Raw genomic sequence first — 23,143 nt, 5'->3', positions numbered from 1 at the left:
CGCCGGGTATGCGTCGCGGCCGCGATGTTGGAGGAACGATCAGCAGCTAGAAACCGACGGCCCAGCCGGGTCGTCGCTCTCGTTCACATGATCTGTCGGGGATCCTGCGCGGGTGTGGCGTCGTGCCCACTGCGCTCTGAAGCGAATTCTTCGGTCGGCGAAGCACTCCTGAGGTGTCTTCGTGCTGCCCGAAAGCTGTTCGTGGTGCTGTTTTTTCGCGATTCGAGGAGGCTCTGGTGCACGGTACGGAGTTGGGTGGGTTCAGCACGCGACCGCGGGCCGGTGAGATCGACACGGTGTCGGCGCCGTTCCCGTTGACCCCCGCCCAGCTGGGAGTCTGGTACGCGCAGCTGCTCGACCCCGAGGTCCCGATCACCATCGCGCAGTACGTCGACATCAGCGGTGAGCTGGATCCAGCTGTGCTGCAGGAGGTTACGGCCGAGGCGGCGCACGCGTACGGTTCGCCGCTGGTCCGCCTCGGCGAGGTCGACGGTGTTCCGCACCAGTTCGTCGACCACACCATCCCCATCCACACTGAGCTGCCGCTGATCGATCTGCGCCACCACGACGACCCGATCGCCGCCGCGCACGAGTGGATGCGCGCCGAGTTCGGCACCCCGATCGACCTGCTGCGCGACCGGCTGGTCGCGGGTGCGGTACTGCGCGTCGGACCGCGGCGCTGGTTCTGGTACCTGCGCGGACATCACATCGTGCTGGACGGATACGGCGCGCTGGTCAACTCCCAGCGGATCGCCGAGCTGTACACCGCCCGGGTCCTCGGCACCGAGGTGGGCCAGGCCGTGCCCGGTGACCTGGCCGAACTGGTCGAGGGCGAGCAGCGCTATCGCGCGAGCACCCGGTTCGCCAACGATCGCGCGCACTGGGCGCAGCGCATCGCCGGACTGGACAGCCCGACCGGGCTGCAGGCCCGCACCGCACCGCGCGCCGCCAACAACCTGGTGACCGGCGGCAGGCTGTCCGAGTACCTGGTGGACCGCATGGAAACCATTGCGGCCAGCGATGATTCGACCATCTCGGCGGTGCTTCTCGCCGCCTTCGCCGCCTATCTCGGCAGGCTCACCGACCGCTCCGACGCGGTACTGAGCCTGCCCGTCACCGCCCGCACCACCGCGCTGATGCGCCGCTCGGCCGGCATGCTGTCCAATATCGTGCCGCTGCGGCTGCCGACCGGCGCCGCCGGGGCCACCACCACCTGGGGCGAGCTGCTGCGCGCCGCCAGGGTGGAGGTGGCGGGCGCGCTACGGCACCAGCGCTACCGGGCCGAGGACATTCGCCGCGATGCCGAGGACGACGGCCGCCCCGCCCGCAGGGCCCTGTTCGGCCCGCTCGCCAACTTCATGCTCTTCAAGAACGATCTCACGCTCGGTACCACCACCGGCCGGTACCGGGTCCTGTCCACCGGACCGATCGAGGACCTGAGCCTCAATGTCTACTACGGCGACCGCGATCGCGTGCACGTCGACTTCGAGGCCAATCCCCACCTCTACGACGCCGACACCCTGGCCAGGCACCACGCGAGGTTCCTCGGCTTCCTCGAGCGTCTCGCGGCCGCCGACCTGAGCACCCCGGTCGGCGCGATCGAGGTGGCGACCGAGCTGGAACTTCAGGTCAGCACCAAGATCTGGAACTCGACCGAATTCGACATCGGCACCGCGCCCGGCCTGCGCGGGGTGGCGACGGCGACGCTGCCCGCCCTGTTCGAGGCGCAGGTCGCGCGCACCCCCGACGATGTGGCGGTGCGGATGGCCGGCGACGACGGCGCGACCATGACCTACCGTGAGCTGGCCACGCGGGTGAACCGGTTGGCCCGGCGACTGCGCGCTGACGGTATCGGCCCGGAATCGCTGGTGGCGCTGAGCATTCGGCGCTCACCGGATCTGGTCGTCGCCATGTACGCGGTGCTCGCGGCGGGCGCGGCGTACGTGCCGATCGACCCCGATCATCCGGCCGAGCGCATCGCCCACATCCTCGGTACCGCGGCTCCGGCCGCTGTCCTCACCACCACCCGCGACGACGTCCCCGGCATGGACACGCCGACGGTGCTGTTCGTTGACACCATCGACCTCACCGGTTTCGCAGGCACTCCGCTCACCGATGCCGAGCGCACCGCGCCGCTGCGGCCCGCGCACCCGGCCTACGTCATCTTCACCTCCGGCTCCACCGGCCTGCCGAAGGGCGTCGCTGTCGAGCACGCGGCGATCGTCAACCGGCTGGTGTGGATGCAGCAGGCGTATCGCCTGCACGGCGTCGATGTGGTGCTCCAGAAGACCCCGGTGACCTTCGACGTCTCGGTGTGGGAGTTCTTCTGGCCCTTGCAGATCGGTGCCACCCTGCTGCTCGCCGAGCCCGAGGGGCACCGTGAGCCGGGATATCTGCGGCGGATCATCGCCGAATACGGCGTCACCGTGGCACATTTCGTGCCTTCCATGCTGGAAGCCTTTCTCGCCCAACAGGAAATCACCGAGCGTGGTTCGCTGCGGCTGGTCTTCGCGTCCGGTGAGGCACTGCCCGCGGCGCCCGCGCAGCGGCTACGGTTGCTCACGGGGGCGCGATTGCACAATCTCTACGGCCCCACCGAGGCCGCCGTCGATGTCACCTTCCACGAGGTGACCGACGCGGACCGGGTGACGGTGCCGATCGGTGCGCCGGTGTACAACACCCGGCTCCATGTCCTCGACTCGCGGCTACGGCCGGTTCCGGTCGGGGCTCCGGGTGAGCTGTATCTGTCGGGGGTACAGCTCGCCCGGGGCTATGTCGGTCGGCCCGAGCTCACCGCCGGTCGCTTCGTCGCCGACCCGAATGCGGCGGGCGCGCGGATGTACCGCACCGGCGACCTGGTGCGCTGGACAACGAGCGGGGAACTGGAATACCTCGGCCGCACCGATTTCCAGGTCAAGCTGCGCGGCCTGCGAATCGAGCTCGGCGAGATCGAGACGGTGCTGGAAAGCGTCGCGGGCGCGGTGCGCGCGGTGGTCGTCGTCCGCGACGACGCGGGCGTCGGCGAACAGCTGGTCGCCTATGTGGTGGAGGCCGAGCCGGGTGCGGTCGCGGTGGCGCAGCTGCGCGAGGCGGCACTGCGCGCGCTGCCCGCCTACATGGTTCCCGCGGCGTTCGTGCTGCTCGACGCGCTGCCGGTGAACGCGTCCGGCAAGCTGGATCGCCGGGCGCTGCCCGCGCCGGATCGCGCCGTCGTCGAATACGCCGAGCCGGTAGGGCCGGTGGAGCAGGCGGTGGCCAGGGTCTTCGGTGAGGTGCTCGGGATCGACCGGATCGGCCGCGACGACGACTTCTTCGCCCTCGGCGGCAACTCCCTGGTCGCCACCCAGGTCGCCGCCCGGCTCGGCGCCGACCTGGGTTGCCGGCTCGGTGTGCGCGATCTCTTCGGCGCGACGACGCCTGCCCGCCTGGCCGCCGCGATCGGCGCCGATACCGGCATCGCCGACCAGCTGCCGGTGCTGTCGGCTCGGCCGCGACCCGCGCTCGTCCCGCTCTCGCCCGCCCAGCAGCGGATCTGGTTCCTCAACCGCTTCGACCCGTCGGCCCCCGGCTACAACATGCCGTTCGTGGTGCGGCTGCCCGGCACCGCCGACGTGGCGGCCCTCGTCGCCGCGCTGACCGCGGTCGTCGACCGGCACGAGGCACTGCGCACGGTATTCCCTCCGGTCGACGTGCCCGGCGGCGAGGTGGCCGAGCAGGTGGTCCGCCCGGCCGGGTCGGTGCGGATCGGCGACCCCGTCGCGCTCGCGGCCACCGACCTGGATGCCGAGGTGACCCGATTCGCGAGCGCCGGCTTCGAACTCGCACACGATGTGCCGTTCCGTGCGCGGATCTTCGCTGTGCGGGCGGCCGGACCGGAGCGGGACGGCCCGCTCGAGTACGCGGTCGCGGTGGTCCTGCATCACATCGCCGCGGACGGCGTCTCGTTGCGGGTACTGGTACGCGATGTGCTCACGGCGTACCAGGCGATGGTGGCGGGCACCGAGCCGGCATGGGCGCCGCTGCAGGTGCAGTACGCCGACTACGCGCTGTGGCAGCGTGAACTGCTCGGTGCCGAGTCCGATCCGCGCTCACTGGCCGCACGGGAGCTCACGTTCTGGGAGCGGACGCTGGCCGGGCTGCCCGAACAGCTGGAACTTCCGTCCGCGCGACCGCGACCCGCCGAGCCGAGCCTGCGCGGCGCGCAGGTGGAGTTCACCATCGACCCGGCGCTGCACCGGCGGCTGACCGAGCTCGCGAACCAGGCCGGTGCCTCGCTGTTCATGGTGCTGCACACCGCGCTGGCGGTGCTGCTGGCCCGGCTCGCCGGCACCACCGACATCGCGATCGGCACCGGTGTCGCCGGACGCGGCGACCGGGCCATCGACGATCTGATCGGGATGTTCGTCAACACCCTGGTGCTGCGCACCGAGATCGACCCGGCCACCAGCTTCGCCGCCGCGCTCGAGCACACCCGCGAGGTCGACCTCGCCGCCTTCGCCCACGCCACCGTCCCGTTCGACCGTCTCGTCGAGGTGGTGAACCCGGCGCGTTCGCAGGCACGGCACCCGCTGTTCCAGGTGGCGCTGAACTTCCAGGCCGGGCTCGACACCAGCTTCGAGCTGGCCGGAACGCCGGTATCGGTGCGCGAGATCGGGCTCGACAGCACCAAATTCGATCTACAGCTCACCCTCGACGAACGTCGCGACGACGCGGGTGATCCGGCGGGCATCGATGCGGTCACCCGGTACGCGACCGACCTGTTCGACGCGGCCGAGATGCGTGACTTCGGCACCCGCTACCTGCGACTACTAGCCGCGGCCGTCGCGGCGCCCGGCACCGCGGTCGGGGACCTCGCGCTCCTGTCGGCACCGGAATACCTACAGCTGACCAGCATGCGCGGTGGGCCCGTGACCGCGACCGGACTGCTCCCCGAGCTGCTGGCGCGCGCGGTGGCCGACCAGCCGGACCGGGTCGCCGTCACCGACGGCGACCGCCACCTCACCTACCACGAACTCGATCGCGCGTCGTCTCGGCTGGCCCGGGTCCTCATCCATGCCGGGGCCGGCCCCGACGACATCGTCGCGGTCGGCATTCCGCGATCGATCGAGTCGGTGCTCGCGGTGTGGTCGATCGCGAAGGCGGGCGCGGCCTGGCTGCCCGTCGACCCGGCCTATCCGCTCGACCGGATCACCCATATGGTGACAGACTCCGGTGCGCGCCTTGGTCTTACAGTGTCCGGCTGCCGGGACGCGCTGCCCGGCCCCGCCGACTGGCTCGTGCTCGACGAGCTGAAGCTGATGGCCGACTGCGCCGCCAGTTCCAGCGATCCGGTCACCGATACCGACCGGATCCGGCCCCTGCGCTCGCGGCATCTGGCCTATGTCATCTACACCTCGGGGTCGACCGGCCTGCCCAAGGGCGTGCTGGTGACCCAGGCCGGCATCGCCGGGTTCGCCGCCGAGGAGACCGAGCGGATGTTCGGCACCCCGGATGCGCGAGTGCTGCAGGTCGGTTCGCCGTCGTTCGACATCTCCGTGATGGAAACGCTGCTCGCGGTGAACTCCGCAGCCACGCTGGTGATCGCGCAGGCGGGCAGCCACGTCGGCGACGATCTCGCGCGGCTGCTGGTCTCCGAACGTGTCACCCACGCGCTGATGACGCCGTCGGCGCTGGCCGTGCTCGATCCCGAGCGGCTGCCCGAGCTGCGCATGGTGATGGTCGGTGGCGAGGCGTGCCCACCCGGACTGGTGGCCCGCTGGACCGGCGGCACGGTCGGGCGCCGATTCGTCAACGCCTACGGCCCCTCCGAGACCACGGTCGCCACCAACATCAGCGCCCCGCTCAGCGCGTCGACCCCGTTGACGCTCGGTGCCCCGCTGCGCGGCATCGCGCAGTGGGTGCTCGACGCGCGTCTGCGGCCGGTGCCGGTCGGGGTCGCGGGGGAGCTCTACGTCGCGGGTGCCCAGGTGGCGCGCGGCTACCGTGACCGCGCCGCGCTCACCGCCGGTCGTTTCGTCGCCTGCCCATGGGAGCCGGGTGCTCGCATGTACCGCACTGGCGATCTGGTGCGATGGAGTGCCGAGGGCACCCTGGAGTACCTGGGCCGCAATGACGATCAGGTGAAGCTGCGCGGCTTCCGCGTCGAACTCGGTGAGGTCGAGTCCGCGTTGCTGTCCCGGCCCGGTGTCGGGCAGGCCGTTGCGCTGATCCATCGTGACGGCCACCGCGGCGACCAGCTCGTCGCGTACCTGGTGCCGTCTTCGGTACCGAATACCACTGCGGCACAACGGCAGTCGACGGAGGTCCCGACGCAGGCCGCCGTCGTGGTCCAGCCCTCGCAGACGCTGGATGTGGACGCGCTGGCCGAGCATCTGCGCCGCACCCTCGCGCCGCAATTGGTGCCGGCCGCGTTCGTAGTGCTCGACGCGCTGCCGCTCACCCCGAACGGCAAGCTGGACCGGCGTGCGCTGCCGGCGCCGGTGTTCACGGCCCGCGCCTTCCGCGCGCCCGCCGCGGGGGCCGAGGCCGAGGTGGCCGCGGTGTTCGGTGCCGTGCTCGGAGTCGAGCGGGTCGGCGCCGACGACGACTTCTTCGCGCTCGGCGGCAACTCGCTGATCGCCACGAAGGTGGTGTCCCGGCTCGGCGCGGCGCTCGGGGTGACGGTGCCGCTCCAGACACTGTTCGAGGCGCCGGTGGTCGCCGAGCTGGCCGCCCTGCTGAACGGCGCCGAGGTCGTGGCCGCGCGGCCTGCTCTCGTCGCGGCCGAACGGCCGCAACGGATTCCGCTGTCCTACGCCCAGCAGCGGATGTGGTTCCTCAACCAGTTCGACACCGATTCGGTGGCCGACAATATCGCCGCCGCCATCCGGCTCGCAGGCCCGCTCGACCCCGCCGCCCTCACTGCCGCGGTGGCCGACGTGTTCACCAGGCACGAGGCGCTGCGCACCCGCTACCCGGCCGTGGACGGCATCCCGTTCCAGCAGGTGCTCGCCGCCGAACAGCTGACCATCAGCCTCACCCCACAGCCGCTCGACCCGGCTGACCTGGCCGACCGGATCCGGGCCGTGGCCGCGGTCCCCTTCGCGGTGGACCAGGAACCGCCGGTGCGCCTGCACCTGCTGCGCACCGGTGCCGACGAGCACGTGCTGGTCCTGGTGCTGCATCACATCGCCGCCGACGGCTGGTCGGTGGCACCGCTGACCCGCGACCTGATGGTGGCCTACGCCGCCCGCCTCGCCCGCACCGCGCCGCAGTGGTCCCCGCTGCCCGTTCAGTACGCCGACTTCGCCCTGTGGCAGCGGGCTGTCCTCGGCGCCGAGGACGATCCGGATTCGCCGATGGCGCGCCAGATCGACTTCTGGACAGCCGAACTCGCCGATCTGCCCGACCTGCTCGCGCTACCGTCCGATCGGCCGCGGCCCGCCGTCGCCTCCGGGCGCGGGGCCAGGCACACCTTCGCGGTCCCCGCCGCGCTCGCCGACCGGCTGCGCACGGTCGCCGTCGACGCCAATGCGTCGCTGTTCATGGTCCTGCACGCCGCGTTCGCGGCGATGCTGGCGAAACTATCCGGCCAGCAAGACATCTCGATCGGAACCCCGGTCGCGGGCCGTGGTGACGAGGCGGTCGACGAACTCGTCGGCATGTTCGTCAACACCCTCGTGCTGCGCACCCAGGTTCGCCCCGGCGCCACCTTCGCCGAGCTCGTCGCCACCGTTCGCGACGGCGACCTGCGTGCGCTCGCCCATGCCGAGGTCACCTTCGACCGGTTGGTCGAAGCGCTGAACCCGGAGCGCTCATCGGCGCGACACCCGCTGTTCCAGGTGATGTTCGACTTCCAGAACAACGCCGAGACCCGGCTCGAACTCGCCGGGCTCACCGCATCCGAGATCGAGATCGATACCGGGACCGCGAAATTCGATCTGCACCTCACCGTGCGCGAAGCCGGTGACGGCCTGCTCGCCCGGTTCGAGTACGCCACCGACCTCTTCGACCCCACCACCATCACAGATTTCGGCACCCGCCTGCTGCGGGTGCTGGATGCGGTGTCCGCCGATCCCAGCGTCGTGATCGGCGACATCGACCTGCTCGCCGCGGCCGAACGCACCCGCATCCTGCGCGAATGGAACGACACCGAATACCCCGGCGCCGAGTCGATGACGCTGGTCTCGCTGTTCGCCGCACAGGCCGCGCGCACTCCTGAGGCGATCGCGGTGACTACCGACGGCGTGTCGGTGACCTACGCCGAGTTCACCGCGCGGGTGAACCGGCTTGCCCGCCTGCTGATCTCGCTCGGAGTCGGACCCGACCGCACGGTCGCGCTCGGGATGGACCGCTCGCTCGACCTGGTCGTCGCCATGTACGCCGTGCTCGCCGCAGGCGGAGCCTATGTGCCGCTCGATCCGTCCCATCCGGCCGACCGCCTCGCCCAGGTGCTGGCCGCGGCCGACCCGGTCTGCGTGCTCACCCGAGCGACCGACGGCCTCGACCTGCCCGCCATGACACGGGCTCCGGTGCTCGATCTCGAACAGCTCGACACCGGCGACCATGCCGCCGACCCGCTGACCGACGCCGACCGGCTCGCCACTCTTACCCCGGCCGCTGCCGCCTACCTGATCTTCACCTCCGGCTCGACCGGAACCCCGAAGGGCGTCGTCGTCTCGCACGGCGCGATCGTCAACCGGTTGGTCTGGATGCAGGACGCCTACCGCCTGACCCAGGCCGACACCGTTCTGCAGAAGACACCGGCCACCTTCGATGTCTCGGTCTGGGAATTCTTCTGGCCCTTGCAGATCGGTGCGCGACTTGTCCTCGCCCGCCCGGACGGGCATCGCGATCCCGCCTACCTGGCCGACCTGATCGACGCCGAGTCGGTCACGGTGGCACATTTCGTGCCGTCGATGCTGTCGGTGTTCGTCGCCGCACTCGAGCCGGAATCGGCGGGAACCCACGGTGGTGCCGTTGTCGATGCCGCGCGGTGCGGTTCGCTGCGCATGGTGTTCGCGTCGGGTGAGGCCCTGGCGCCCGGACCCGCGCAGCGGTTGCGTGGACTCACCGGGACGGCGGTGCACAACCTGTACGGCCCGACGGAGGCCGCGGTCGACGTCACCTTCCACGAGGTGACCGACGCGGATGTGCTGACCGTTCCCATCGGCGCGCCGGTGCACAACACCCGCGTCTACGTGCTCGACGGCAGGCTGCGCCCGGTGCACGTCGGGGTGCCCGGTGAGCTGTACCTGGCGGGTGCCCAGCTGGCCCGTGGATACGCGGGGCGCGCCGACCGCACCGCCGATCGCTTCGTCGCCGATCCGTTCGTGACCGGTGACCACGCGCGGGGTTCGCGGATGTACCGGACCGGTGACCTCGTCGCCTGGACCGCCGACGGTGAACTGGAGTACCTGGGCCGCACCGACTTCCAGGTGAAGCTGCGCGGGCTGCGGATCGAGCTCGGTGAGATCGAGGCCGCGCTGTCGGCGCTGCCCGAGATCGCGCAGGCCGCGGTACTCGTCCGCGACGACCGGTTGGTGGCCTACCTCGTCGCCGACGCCGACCTCGACTCGGCCGCGGTGCGGGATACGCTCGCGCGCACCCTGCCCGCCTATATGGTCCCGTCGGCGTTCGTGGTACTCGACGCCTTCCCGCTCAACACCTCCGGCAAGCTGGACCGCAGGGCGCTGCCCGATCCGGTGGTCGAGGCGGCGGTGTTCCGTGCGCCAGGCACCGAGGCCGAACGGATCGTGGCGTCGACCTTCGCGACGGTCCTCGGCTTCCCCGCCGACCGCGAGGTCGGCCTCGACGACGACTTCTTCGCGCTCGGCGGCAATTCCCTCACCGCCACCCAGGTCGTCGCCCGCCTCGGCGCCGCGCTCGACACCCAGATCCCGGTGCGCCTGCTGTTCGACGCGCCGACGGTGGCCGCGCTCGCCGAGCGCTGCGCGGGGCGGCGGGGGAGCGGACGGCTCGCGCTGACGAAGTACGAACGGCCGCGGCGGATCCCGCTGTCCGCGGCGCAGCGCCGGATGTGGTTCCTCAATCGCTACCTCGCCGATGCCGATGGTCCCGGTGATGCCGTCGACAACATCCCGATCGCCCTGCGGCTGTCCGGCGACCTCGACCTCGCCGCGCTGGAACCGGCGCTGGCCGATGTGATCGCCCGCCACGAAACCCTGCGCACCAGCTATCCCGACAGCCCCGACGGGCCGGAACAGCTGGTCGCGGACGCCACCGCCATCGCCCTGCGTCCGGAACCGACGACCCCGGCCGAGCTCCCCGGCCTGCTGCGGTCCCTCGCGGCCGTGCGCTTCGATCTCACCGCCGAGATCCCGCTGCGCGCGGCACTGTTCACGCTCAGCCCGGCCGAGCATGTCCTGGTCCTGGTGGTCCACCACATCGCCGCCGACGGGTTCTCCCTCGGCCCGCTCGCCACCGACCTCATGACCGCGTACGCGGCCCGGCGCGCAGGCAGCGTACCCGCGTGGGCGCCGCTGCCGATCCAGTACGCCGACTACACCCTGTGGCAGCATGAAATGCTCGGCACAGCAACCGATCCCACCTCGACCGCCGCCGGTCAGCTCGCGTTCTGGCGGCGCGAACTCGCCGGGCTCGGCGAACAGCTCGAGCTGCCTGCCGACCGCCCCCGTCCCGAGGAGTCCAGCTTCCGCGGCGGCGTGCACCGGTTCCAGATCGACTCCGATCTGCACAGTGAGCTGCGAGAACTGGCGCGCAAGCACGAGGCCACCCTCTTCAGCACCCTGCACGCCGCGCTGGCGGTGCTGCTGGCCCGGCTGTCCGGCACCGGCGACATCGCCATCGGAACCCCGGTGGCAGGCCGTGGTGACGCGGCGGTCGACGGGCTGATCGGCATGTTCGTCAACACCCTGGTCCTGCGCACGCAGATCGATCCGCGCGCCGAGTTCGAGAGCACCCTCGATACCGTTCGTGCCGCCGACCTGGACGCGCTATCCCATGCCGAGATCCCGTTCGAGGAGGTCGTCGACGCGGTCGCCCCCGCACGCGCCCGCAACCGCCATCCACTGTTCCAGGTGGCCCTCGTCCTGCAGAACTTCACCGTGCCCGCCCTTGCGATGGCCGGGATCACCGCGGCGCCGGTCGACATCGATGCCGCGGTCGCCAAGTTCGACCTGCAGTTCACCGTTCGTGAATCCGACGACGTCGACGGCAGGGCCGACGGCATGGGCATCGAGATCGCCTACGCCACCGACCTGTTCGACGCGGGCAGCATCGCGGTGCTGGCACGCCGCTTCGCCCAGGTGCTCGCCGCCGTCGTCGCCGATCCGACCGTGGTGGTCGGCGACATCCAGCTGCTCAGCGCCGAGGAACAGCAGCGGACCCTGCACGACTGGGCCACCACCGGCGGATCGGTGACCCCCGGCACCGACACCATGCTCGACCGGTTCGCCGAGGTCGCCGCCACGCACCCGGACGCGGTGGCGGTCAGGGCGGGTAGCACCTCGCTCACCTACGGTGCGCTCGACGCATGGTCGAACCGGCTCGCCCGCAGGCTCGTCGGCGCGGGTGTCGGCCCGGAAGCATTGGTGGCCGTCGCGCTGCCACGGACACCGGAACTGGTCGTCGCCCTGCTCGCGGTGCTCAAGGCGGGCGGTGGCTACCTGCCGATCGACCCGAACTATCCGGCCGACCGCATCGAGTACCTGCTCGACGACGCGCGCCCGCTGTGCGCCATCGCCAACGCCGACACCGGACTCGCCCGCGACTGGTTCGGCGGCCCCGTCCTCGACCCCGCGGCCGAGAACCTCGGCGATTTCGCGGACACCGCGCTCACCCCGGCGGACCGCCGCGCACCACTGGCCCCCGCCAACACCGCCTACGTCATCTACACCTCCGGCTCCACCGGCAGGCCGAAGGGCGTGGTGATCCCGCACGCGAATGTGCTCGCCCTGCTGGACAACAGCGCACGGCACTTCGGCTTCGGCCCGCACGACGTGTGGACACTGTTCCACTCCTACGCCTTCGACTTCTCGGTGTGGGAGCTGTGGGGAGCGCTGCTGCACGGCGGCTCGGTGGTACTGGTGGACTACTACACCTCGCGCTCGCCCGAACAGTTCCGGGAACTGCTCATCGCCGAGCGCGTCACCGTGCTCAATCAGACGCCGTCGGCGTTCTACCAGCTCGTCGCCGCCGATCAGGCCGCCGTGTCGAGGGCGGCGGGCGACGCGCGCCCGGCTGCCGGTGACTACGCCCTGCGCACGGTGATCTTCGGCGGTGAGGCGCTGGAACCGCAGCGACTCACCGGCTGGTTCGCCAGGCACCCCGACCGGCCACGCCTGGTGAACATGTACGGCATCACCGAGACCACCGTGCACGCCTCCTACCGGGAGATCACCCCGGACACCGGGTCGGCCAGCGTGATCGGTGGCGCGCTCGCCGGACTCACGGTGCGCGTGCTGGATTCGCGCCTCCGCCCGGTGCCGGTAGGGGTGCCCGGCGAGATCTACGTCTCCGGCCCGCAGCTGGCGCGCGGCTACCTGGACCGCCCCGACCTGACCGCGAGCCGGTTCGTCGCCGACCCGTACGGGGCGCCGGGTACCCGCACCTATCGCTCCGGTGACCTGGCCCGCTGGACCGCCGACGGCGAGCTCGAATACCTGGGCAGGGCCGATCAGCAGGTGAACCTGCGCGGCTTCCGGGTCGAACTCGGCGAGATCGAAGCCGCGCTGCTCGCCAGCTCGGTGGCGCCACGCGAGGTCGCGGTGCTGGTGCGCACCGACGTGGTCGACGAACCGCGCATCGTGGCCTACCTGGTCGCAGGCGCCGACACCGGTCGCATCGATGCCGCCGCGTTGCGCCACGAACTGGGCCGCACTCTGCCCGAGCACATGCTCCCGGCCGCCGTGGTTGCCGTCGAGTGCATCCCGCTCACCGTCAACGGCAAGCTGGACCGGGCCGCGCTGCCTGCCCCGGTCTTCGAGACCACCGCCTACCGCAGGCCGGCCACGGTCACCGAGGAGATCGTGGCCGCCGTCTACGCCGAGGTGCTTGGCCGGACCGGCGTCGACGACCCGATCGGCGCCGACGACGACTTCTTCGCCCTCGGTGGCAGCTCGCTGCTCGCTGCCAAGGCGGCGGCGCGCATCGGCGCGGCGCTGGACCGGCGGGTGGGGGTGCGCACCCTTTTCGAGGCACCGCGCGTCGCAGACCTGGCCGCGACCGTGGACGCCGAGGCGAAGGAGAACCGGCCACCGCTGGTCGGCCGGGCGCGTCCGGAGCGGCTGCCGCTCTCGCCCGCCCAGCAGCGCATGTGGTTCCTCAACCGCTTCGACCGGTCGTCGGTGGCCTACAACATCCCGTTCGCGCTGCGGCTCAGTGGCGCGCTCGACGTGGCTGCCCTCGGCTCGGCGCTCGCCGATCTGGTCGCCCGGCACGAATCGTTGCGGACCGTCTACCCGGTATGCGAGGGCGAGGACGCCGACGGCACGCCGGTGCAGTCGATCATCGCTGCCGCGCAGGCGATTCCGGTGCTCGAGCCGGTCGCGGTGACCGAAGCCGAGCTACCCGGCGCGATCCGCGAGCTCGCCGCGACCACCTTCGACGTCACCGCCGAGATCCCGGTGCGGTTCCGGTTGTTCGAGGTGGTCGGGGATCCGGTGGCCGATGCGGGGCCGCACCGCGACACGGCGGAGAACTCCGCCGCCGACGAATTCGTGCTCGCGGCCGTGCTGCATCACATCGCCGCCGACGGCTCATCGATCGCGCCGTTCGTCGCAGACCTGATGCGCGCCTACACCGCCCGCCGTGCCGATACCACCCCCAGTTGGGCGCCGCCCGCGGTGCAATTCGCCGACTACGCCCTGTGGCAGCGCGAGCTGCTCGGCGACGAGGACGATCCCGCGTCGCTCGCCGCGCGGCAGGTCGCCTACTGGCGCGCGCGGCTGGCCGGACTGCCCGACCAGCTGGCCCTGCCGACCGACCGGCCGCGCCCGGCCCGGCAGAGCCTGCGCGGTGACAAGGTGGGCTTCGCCGTCGACGCGGATCTGCACGCCGCGCTCGTCGCGCTCGGCCGTGGCCACGGCGCCACGCTGTTCATGGTGGTGCACGCGGCCTTCGCCGCGCTGCTCGCGCGGCTGTCGGGGACCGCCGACATCGCGCTCGGCGCCCCGGTCGCAGGCCGCGGCGAGGCCGAACTCGACGAGGTCATCGGCATGTTCGTCAATACCGTCGTGCTGCGCACCCAGGTGGCCACCGATGGGCCCTTCGCCGACCTGCTCGGCACCGCGAGGACTGCCGATATCGCCGCGCTCGCCAACGCCGACGTACCGTTCGAGCGGCTGGTCGAGGTACTCAACCCCGCACGCTCCACGGCGCGGCACCCGCTGTTCCAAGTGGGCTATTCCTTCCAGAACCACGAGCGTGGTCGCCTCGAACTCCCCGGGCTCACCGTCTCGGATATCGAATTCGACTCCGGCGTAGCACAATTCGACCTCCATCTGTTCGCCTTCGATCACTACACCGCCGACGGCGCGCCCGATGGTGTCGAGTTCACGCTCGGCTACGCGACGGATCTGTTCGACGCGGACACTGTCCGGCGCTTCGCCGGACAGTTGCGGCGGATTCTCGAATCGATCGCCACCGCACCGGAAACCGTGATCGGCGAGCTCGACCTGCTCGGCGGCGACCGCGCGCTGCTGCTCGACACCTGGAACGCGACAGCGCATCCGGTCGAGCGGATCACCCTCGCCGACCTCGTTGCCCGCCAGGCGATCGCCACCCCCGACGCACCTGCCCTGGTGGACGCCGACAGCGGCGAAACCCTCCACTACGCCGCTTTCGATGCCCGCGTCAACCGGATCGCCCGGCTCCTCATCGCCGAGGGGGTCGGCCCGGAGCGGACCGTGGTGCTTGCCATGCGGCGCGGGCTCGACCTCGTCATCGCCATGCACGCGGTGGTGCGGGCAGGCGGTGCGTATGTGCCGATCGACCCCGATCATCCGGCCGAGCGCATCGCCCATGTCGTCGCGACCGCCGCGCCGCTGTGCGTGCTCAGCACGGCTGCCGACGGTGTGCCGATCCCGGTGGACGTGCCGGTCTTCCAGCTCGACCACCGTGCCCTGGACAACCTGTCGAACGAGCCGGTGACCGATGCCGAACGGCTCGCGCCGCTGCGGCCGGAGCACCCGGCGTACGTGATCTTCACCTCCGGCTCCACCGGTATCCCCAAGGGGGTGAGCGTGCCGCATGCGGCGATCGTCAACCAGCTGGCCTGGCTGCACGACCGCTTCACCATGACCGGCGCCGACCGGGTACTGCTGAAGACCCCGGCCACCTTCGACCTGTCGGTGTGGGAATTCTTCTCGCCGCTCACCTCCGGCGGCGCGCTTGTCGTCACCAGGCCGGGCGACGAGCGCGATCCGGATCGCCTGCGCGCCACCATGACCACGCACGGAGTCACCGTGCTGCACGCGGTGCCGTCGCTGGTCGGTATGCTGCTGGAAACGGAATCCGCACCGGCACTGCCGGATTCGCTGCGCGCGGTACTCGCCATCGGTGAGGCGTTGCCCGCCGCGACGGCAGCGAAGTTCCGCGCCCGTACGGCCGGGGCCAGGCTGCACAATCTGTACGGTCCGACCGAGGCCGCCGTGTCGATCACCGAATTCGAGGTGACGCACGAGCCCGCGCAGGTCGTCCCGATCGGCGCACCCGCATGGAACAGCGGGGTGTATGTGCTCGACTCCCGGCTGCGGCCGGTGCCCATCGGTGTCGCCGGCGAGCTGTACCTCACCGGCGCGCAGCTCGCCAGGGGCTATCACGGCCGCGCCGGTCTCACCGCGGACCGGTTCGTCGCCGACCCGTTCGGCGCGAACGATCACCTCGCCGCGCCGTCGGCAGACAGCGCGATCATCGGGACCGGTCCGGCATGGCCGGTACCGGGCGAGGCCAGCCCCGCGACGGCGGCGGGCGCGACCGGCGCCGAGGCAGCCGGTGTGGCGCGGACCGGCGCGATCTCGGGTCGAGGCAGTCGGATGTATCGCACCGGCGACATCGTCCGGTGGCGTGCGGACGGCACCTTGGAATACCTCGAACGCGCCGACTTCCAGGTCAAGATCGGCGGGTTCCGCATCGAGCTCGGTGAGGTCGAGACCGCGTTGCTGCGGTGCGCCGGCGTGCGCGCCGCCGTCGCGATCGCCACCGACGACAACCGGGTGGGCGCGCGGCTGATCGCCTACGCGGCCGTCGCCGACCTGACACCAGACACGGCTGCCGCGATCGCGGCCCGGCTGCGCGGCGAGCTCGGCGGTGCGCTGCCCGCCTACATGGTGCCCGCCGCGATCGTCGTGCTCGATGCCCTGCCACTCAATGCCAACGGCAAAGTCGACCGGGCCCAGCTGCCCGCACCGGAGTTCGCCGAGGCGGACTACCGTGCCCCGGTCACCGGCACCGAACAGCTGGTGGCCCGGACCTTCGCCGAGGTCATCGGGTGCGCCGAGATCGGTCTCGACGACGACTTCTTCTCCCTCGGTGGCAATTCGCTGATGGCGACCAGGCTGGCGGCCCGGCTCGGCGCCGCACTCGGTACCCAGGTGCCGGTGGCCGCCGTCTTCGAGGCGCCGACCGTGGCTGCGCTGGCCGACCAGCTCGACCAGCTCGATCGCACCGGCGCCCGCCCGCCATTGACCCGACGCCGTGACGACGGCCCCGTTGCCCTTGCGCCCGCCCAGCAACGCATGTGGGTGCTGCACCAGCTCGCGGCCGAGTCCGCGGCCTATCACATCCCGGCCGCGATCCGGCTCACCGGCGAGCTCGACCTGCCTGCCCTGCGGGCCGCGATCGGCGACGTACTCGCCCGCCACGACACCCTGCGCACCCGGTACCCGGATTCCCCGAACGGCCCGATCCAGCAGGTGATGCCCGCCTGGGCAGCCGCGGTGGAGCTGACCCCGATCCCCGTGCGCGCCGACGATGCCGAAACCAGGATCGCCGCGCTGGTCGCCCAGCCCTTCGACATCACCGCCGCACCACCCGTCCGCGCGGCCCTGTACCGCATCGAACCGGATGCCACCGCGATACCTGATGCCGGCGCGGCCACAGACCGCCCGTCCGCGACCGAGTCCGCCGACCACATTCTCGTCGTGGTGGTGCACCACATCAGCGCCGACGGCTACTCGATCGCCCCGCTCACCCGCGATCTGGTGCGCGCCTACAGCGATCGGCACGCCGGTTGCGAACCCGGCTGGGCGCCACTGGAGATCCGGTACCGCGACTTCAGCGCCTGGCAGCACGAGCTGCTCGGCACCGCCGACGACCCGGACAGCGTGCTCACCGAGCAGCTGACCTACTGGACCCGCGAACTGGCGGGCACGCCCGAACTCCTCGCCCTGCCGACCGATCGCCCTCGGTCGACCCGCCGCGAGATGCGCGGTGCGTCAGTGCCGTTCGCCCTCGACGCCACCTCGACCCGCGCGCTGGACGAGCTGGCCAGAGCCAACGGCACCACGCTGTTCACCGTGGTGCACAGCGCGCTGGCCGTGCTGCTGGCCAAGCTGTCCGGCAGCGGGGACATCACGATCGGCGCCCCGGTGGCCGGGCGCGGCGCGCGCGAACTCGACGACCTGGTCGGCATGTTCGTCAACACGGTGGCCCTGCGCACCGAGGTGGACTCCCGCGCGCCGTTCACCGATCTGCTCGCCCAGGCAAGACGGCGCGACCTCGCGGCCATCGCACACGCCGACGTGCCGTTCGAGCAGGTCGTCGACGCCATGGGCCGGACCAGGTCCGGTGCCTACACCCCGCTGTTCCAGGTGATGCTCACCTTCCAGAACATGCCGCCCGGCGCCGTCGACCTGCCGGGACTGCGGGTCCGGGTCCTCGATCCCGGCCTGACCGAGGCCAAATTCGACCTGCATCTCACCGCCATGCAGCGCTACACCGCCGACGGTGCGCTCGACGGCCTCGACCTGCACTTCGGCTACGCCACCGACCTGTTCGACGCGAGCACCGTCGAGGTCATGGCGCAGCGGTTCCAATTGATCCTCGCGGCGATCGCGGCCGATCCGGCGGTGCCGGTGCGAGCGATCGATCTACGCACGGCAGCGGAGCGAACACCGCCGCCGCGCGACTACACCATTGCCGATCTGCCTGGCCTCATCGGCTCGGCGGCCCGGCTCGCGCCGGCGACCGTGGCTTTCACCCACGGCGAGCACGCCATCTCGTTCGCGGCCCTCGACGCCAAGCTCACCGCGGTGCGCAAGGCGATGGGCGCCGCGATGAAACCAGAAGCGCTGGTGAACGTCGCGCTGGCCGGGCTGGTGCCCGGCGTGCTCGCCGCACTCGGCGCCTCCGGACTCACCACCACGTTGCACACACTGGTGACCGATGCCGCCGCGGTGATCGCCGGGTCGGGGTCGGCCGACGACTCGGAAGGACAACTCTGATGTCGCACACGGATTCGGTCACGGCCGCGCTCTCGATCGACGCGCTGCCGGGTGACCCAGCGAACGAACTCCAGCGTGATCCGGCGACCCTGCTCGCCGCCTTCACCACCTCGGTCCGGCAGGACCCCGATGCCGTCGCGGTCACCGACGGCGGGCTCGAACTCACCTACGGCGAACTCGGGGCGCGCGCCGCCGCGCTCGCGGTCCGGCTGGTCGCGCGCGGGGTCGGGCCGGAGACCGTGGTCGCGGTGTCGCTGCCCCGCTCGGTCGACCTGGTGGTGGCCGTGCACGCGGTGATCGCCGCGGGCGGCGCCTTCGTGCTGCTCGATCCCGACGCGCAGCCGGACGTGTGGCAGCGCACGGTGTCGCTGGCCGCGCCGGTCGTGGTCGTCACCGCGCCCGGTCTGCCGCATCCCGACGGTGTTCCGTTGCTGCACACCGGGATCGACGTGGGCGAGGACGTCGACGAGCTGCCTGGCCCGTCCGCGGACAACCCGGCCTATCTGGTCGTCGATGTCGCCGCCGCCGGTGCCGCCGTCGTCGTCGGGCACCGGGCCGCGCAGGCCAATGCGGTGTGGCGGCAACGGCTGTGCGGTGTCGGTCCAGGTGACCGCGTGCTGTGGCACGCGCCGCTTGCCGCGCAGGCGGCGGTGGGTGAGCTGCTGCTCGCCCTGCAGACCGGCGCCACCCTGGTCCTGCCGACGAGCGGAGCCACGGCCCGCTCGATCGCCGAAACCGGCGCGACCGCAGCCATTTTCGAACCCGATCAGCTGGCCGAACTCGTCGCTCTTCCCGATGCGGAGGACCGGCTCGACTCGTTGCGGGTGGTGCTCAGCTGCGGTGCGCCGCTGCCCGCGAAGACAGCGGCCGCCCTGCGCGCGGTCAGCGGCGCGACCCTGTGGCACGTGTACGGCAGGCCGGAAACCGCGGGTGAGGTCGTCGCGCACGAGGTGACCGGCGCCGACCTCGAGTCGGTCCCGCTCGGCTGCGCCGCCGACGACGTGGAACTGCTCGTCCTCGACCAGCACCTACGCCCGGTGCCCGACGGCGAGGTCGGCGAACTCTATGTCTCCGGCGTGCAGCTGGCCCGCGGCTACCTCGGCAGACAGGCCACCGCGGCCACTTTCCTCGCCAACCCGATCGGCCCGGTCGACGATCGCATGTTCGCCACCGGCGACCTGGTGCGGCGCAGGCCACCCGGCGACGGCTGGACCGCCGAACTCGAATACGTCGGCCGCGTAGACGACCGCGCGGTGCGCGAACCACCACGACCGGGCGGGCTGCCAGGGGAACTGCTCCTCGACGAGTTCGAAGCGCAGGCCGCCGCGACCCCTTTCGACCCGGCGGTCGTGTACGCCCCTGGCACGGGTGACGCGGCCTCGATCATCACCTACGGCGACCTGGACCGGCGCACCAACCAGCTCGCCCGGCACCTGACCGCGCTCGGGGTAGGGCCGGAATCGGCCGTCCTCGTCGACCTGCCCCGCTCGGTCGAGCTCGTCGTCGGGGTGTACGCGGTGCTCAAGGCCGGTGGAGCCGTTGTGCCCGTGGATATTCCGGCGTTCCTGCCGCCCGCCGCGAATCCGGCGCTGGTGCTGACGGTACGCGAGCGCGCCGCCGGGTACGACGTCCCGGCCGTCGTCCTGGACGAGGTGGCGCTCACCGGGTATTCCGACGAGCCCCTCACCCGCGCGGAGCGCCACGCCCCGGTGCTCCCGCAGCACCCGGCGTTCGTGCTCTACCCGCACGGCGCGACGCAGGGCATCACCATCAGCCACCTCGCCGCCGTCCACCGGCTCACCGGGATCCAGGGGCGGCACGGTTTCACCGGACGCGACGTGTACCTGCACCAGTCCGAGCTCGGCGAGGTCACCGACTGGCACGGGTATGTGCTGCCGCTGCGGGTCGGCGCGACCGTGGTGCTCACCGAACCTCCCGACGCGCAGCGGCTGACCAGGCTGGTCGCCGACTACGGCGTCACCGCGGCCGAGTTCACCCCGGCGCGGCTGTCGGCGTTCACCGACTATGTCGACGGCATGGGCGCGCATGCCGAGATCGGCTCGCTGCGCAGCGTCGTCGTGCTCGGTGCGCCGCTGACCGCCGCCGAGGTGCGCGCGTTCGGCGCGGTGACCGGTGCCCGGCTGCACCACGACTACGGCAGGGCCGAGGCCACCGTCACCCTCACCTACCCGGCCGCGCCGCGCGCCGATGCCGCCGAACCGACCGCGGTGCGGGTGCGGGAATGGAACCGGCGTGTCTATGTCCTCGACGCTGATCTGCGCCCGACCAGTCCGGGTGTCGCGGGCGAACTGTATCTGTCCGGCGCGCAGCTGGCGCGTGGCTACCGCGACGACCCGGTCGCCACCGCCGACTGCTTCGTCGCCAATCCCTTCGGGATCCCCGGCGAACGGATGTTCCGTACCGGCGAGCATGCCCGCTGGGAAATCGACGGCACCGCGGCGTCACTGGTCCGGCTCGGCGCCGACGCCAGGCCCGCCGCCGCGCCCGAATCGGTCCTCGGGCACGGCGCGAGCATGCGGGCGCGGCTCGGCGCGGGCATCGGCGCGCGGATCGCCGAACTCACCCACCGGTATGCCGTGCCGCCGTTCGCGGTGGTCCGCGCGGCGATGACGGTCCTGCTCGACCGGCAGTCCGGTGCGACCACGGCAGGCGCAACGCTCACCGAAATGCTGTGCGCGGAACCGGATCCCATGGTGGCGTCCACCGCGACGGCGACCAGCGAATCCTGCGCGCTCGGTGGCCCGTTCGGCGCGGTCACCCTCAGCTATCTCGACACCGGCGCCGAATCGTTCGGTGTGCCAGGGCTCGACCTCACCGCCATGTACTTCGACGGACCGGTCGCCGACGGTGTGCACTTCATCGTCACCGCCCACGACACCGCTCATCTCGGGCTCGAAATCGAATACAGCACCGACCGTTTCGACGACTGCGCGGCGGCCGCCCTGCTGCGCCGATACGCCCGTACGCTCGGCCTGCTCGCCACCTCGCCCGACGCGGCGATCGCGTCGCTCGACCTCGACACCCCCGCCGAACGCAGAAAGGCACTGCCATGACCAACCCGTTCGACGACGAGAGCGCCCAGTTCTACGTGCTGGTCAACGCCGAAGGCGAACACTCCCTCTGGCCCACCTTCGCCGCCGTCCCCGGCAGCTGGACCGTCGCCTTCGGCGCCGCCCCCCGCTCGGCCTGCCTGCACTATGTCGAGTCCCACTGGCTCGACATGCGCCCCAACTCCCTCATCGCCGCCATGGCCAGCGACACGACCGAACCCGTCAGGTAGTCAGGGGCGTCATCGGCGGTGGTTCCCAGGTGCCATCGATCGCCGCCTCGCGCGGGGCGTAGAGGCGAAGGGTGAGCGAGAATTCGCCGGTGGCGGGGATGGGGAGCCAGTTGCCCGCGGGGATCTCGGGACGCGGGTCGGCGTGCTGGACGGCGATGTCCACCGCGCCGTCTGGGGCGGCCATCACGGGTGGGGAGTGGCCGACGGTGTAGATGCCCGCGGAGTTCGGGACGAGGAAGCCGTCGGGGCCGTAGGCGGTGAGCGAGGCGAAGGCCGCGGGCGGCCACTGGTCGGGGGCGAAGCGGATGCGATAGCGCAGCGGGCGGCCGCTGTCGTCGGTGGTGGGTGCCCAGAGTTCGGCGTAGAGGATGTCGTGGATCGGTGCCTGGCCCGGCGAGCGCCTGGCCGTCGCGGCGCGGCGCAGATAGTCGGTGCCGCTGGTGCCGCGGTCAACCGGCACCTCCCAGCCGTTCACCCGGCGGGCGGTCGGGTCGGTCCATTCCGCGATCCGGCGCCGCGCCGCACGGACCGCCTCGTCGAGGACCGCCATCGGTACGGCATCGACACTGCCGCCGGGGAGCACGCCGATCCGAGCCAGCCTATCGAGCAGGGGCGCGTCGGCCGCGGCGGGCGGATTGGTGATCAGCAGTCTGCACAATCGGTCGAGGTAGGTGCGTCCGTCCATGGCGGCGATGCGTTTCGCGGGCGGCTCCATGCCCCGATCGATCTGACGGCTCCGGCTGATCGTGCCGTCGTGGTCGCCGCGCTGCCAGGCATCGGCCGGGATCAGCCGGATCCGCTGCTGCCGGTCGTTGACCCGCGTCGCGTCCACCGGACCGTTGACCTGGATGCGCCCGAGCACCGTAGCCAGGTTCGACGGCAGGTGCAACAGCGTGGTGGCCTGCGGTACCGCCCCGGTCCATTTCGGGCCGACGAGCGTATAGGTGTAGGGCGGGCCCGCGGCATCGACCGTGGTCCGGGGCTGTTCGCTGGACAGGTCGTGCACCGTGTCGCCCCAGCCGTCCAGCAGCTGGAACAGCCAGAACCGGTCCGCTTCCATCTCGGGGATCTGCAGGACCAGTGGCTGGTCGGCCAGGTCGAGCCAGGCCTGGGAATACAGCGTGTCGTGACTGAGCCTGGCGACCCCGCGATCCAGCGGATCGGGCAGCACGCTGTGATCGAGCGTGTTCGTCGGCGCGCTCGCCGCCCGCATCATGTCCAGCATGATCAGCGGGTAGCCGTAGATGTAGGCCTCGGTCGCCAGTGCCAGCGGATCCGGCGGCCCGGTCGTCCGCGCCTGCGACGACACCGGCGCCCCGCCACCGCACCCTGGCAGCACCGCCCCGACCCCGGCCACCACCCCGAGCCCGAGCAGCCGCCGCCTGCTCAGTTCACCGAATTCCGCCGCAGAACCACCCACACGTACCCTCCGTCCGAA

General features: G+C 71.6%; 4 protein-coding genes. 3 read left to right on the top strand and 1 reads right to left on the bottom strand.

Annotation, left to right across the window (positions count from 1 at the left end):
* Positions 1 to 236: 236 nt before the first annotated feature.
* The 3 genes from ACFOW8_RS13130 to ACFOW8_RS13120 are packed head-to-tail and all read left to right on the top strand — an operon-like array spanning position 237 to position 21,705.
* Positions 237 to 18,404, top strand: a complete 18,168-nt coding sequence (locus ACFOW8_RS13130; RefSeq protein WP_378550603.1) for a non-ribosomal peptide synthase/polyketide synthase — start codon at positions 237 to 239, stop codon at positions 18,402 to 18,404.
* The gene (locus ACFOW8_RS13125; protein WP_378550601.1) at positions 18,404 to 21,478 is read left to right on the top strand and encodes an AMP-binding protein; all 3,075 of its coding nucleotides are present in this window, start codon (positions 18,404 to 18,406) and stop codon (positions 21,476 to 21,478) included. Before ACFOW8_RS13130 ends, ACFOW8_RS13125 begins: the two co-directional genes overlap by 1 nt.
* Positions 21,475 to 21,705, top strand: a complete 231-nt coding sequence (locus ACFOW8_RS13120; RefSeq protein ID WP_378550599.1) for an MbtH family protein — start codon at positions 21,475 to 21,477, stop codon at positions 21,703 to 21,705. The genes ACFOW8_RS13125 and ACFOW8_RS13120 overlap by 4 nt, the downstream gene beginning before the upstream one ends.
* Here the strand turns inward: ACFOW8_RS13120 and ACFOW8_RS13115 are convergent.
* A complete protein-coding gene (locus ACFOW8_RS13115) occupies positions 21,698 to 23,125 on the bottom strand; it encodes a DUF1254 domain-containing protein (protein ID WP_378550597.1) in 1,428 nt (475 codons plus the stop codon). The two genes, ACFOW8_RS13120 and ACFOW8_RS13115, sit on opposite strands and share 8 nt — an antisense overlap.
* Between the last annotated feature and the right edge of the window lie 18 nt (positions 23,126 to 23,143).

The organism is Nocardia rhizosphaerae (genome assembly GCF_042650365.1).
In the GTDB taxonomy this organism is placed as follows: domain Bacteria; phylum Actinomycetota; class Actinomycetes; order Mycobacteriales; family Mycobacteriaceae; genus Nocardia; species Nocardia rhizosphaerae.
This window is presented reverse-complemented; position numbering and strand designations above follow the sequence as displayed.

Coding starts and splice junctions, on each gene's coding strand:
- ACFOW8_RS13125 (WP_378550601.1), top strand. CDS start 18,404: ATGTCGCACACGGATTCGGTCACGGCCGCGCTCTCGATCGACGCGCTG.
- ACFOW8_RS13120 (WP_378550599.1), top strand. CDS start 21,475: ATGACCAACCCGTTCGACGACGAGAGCGCCCAGTTCTACGTGCTGGTC.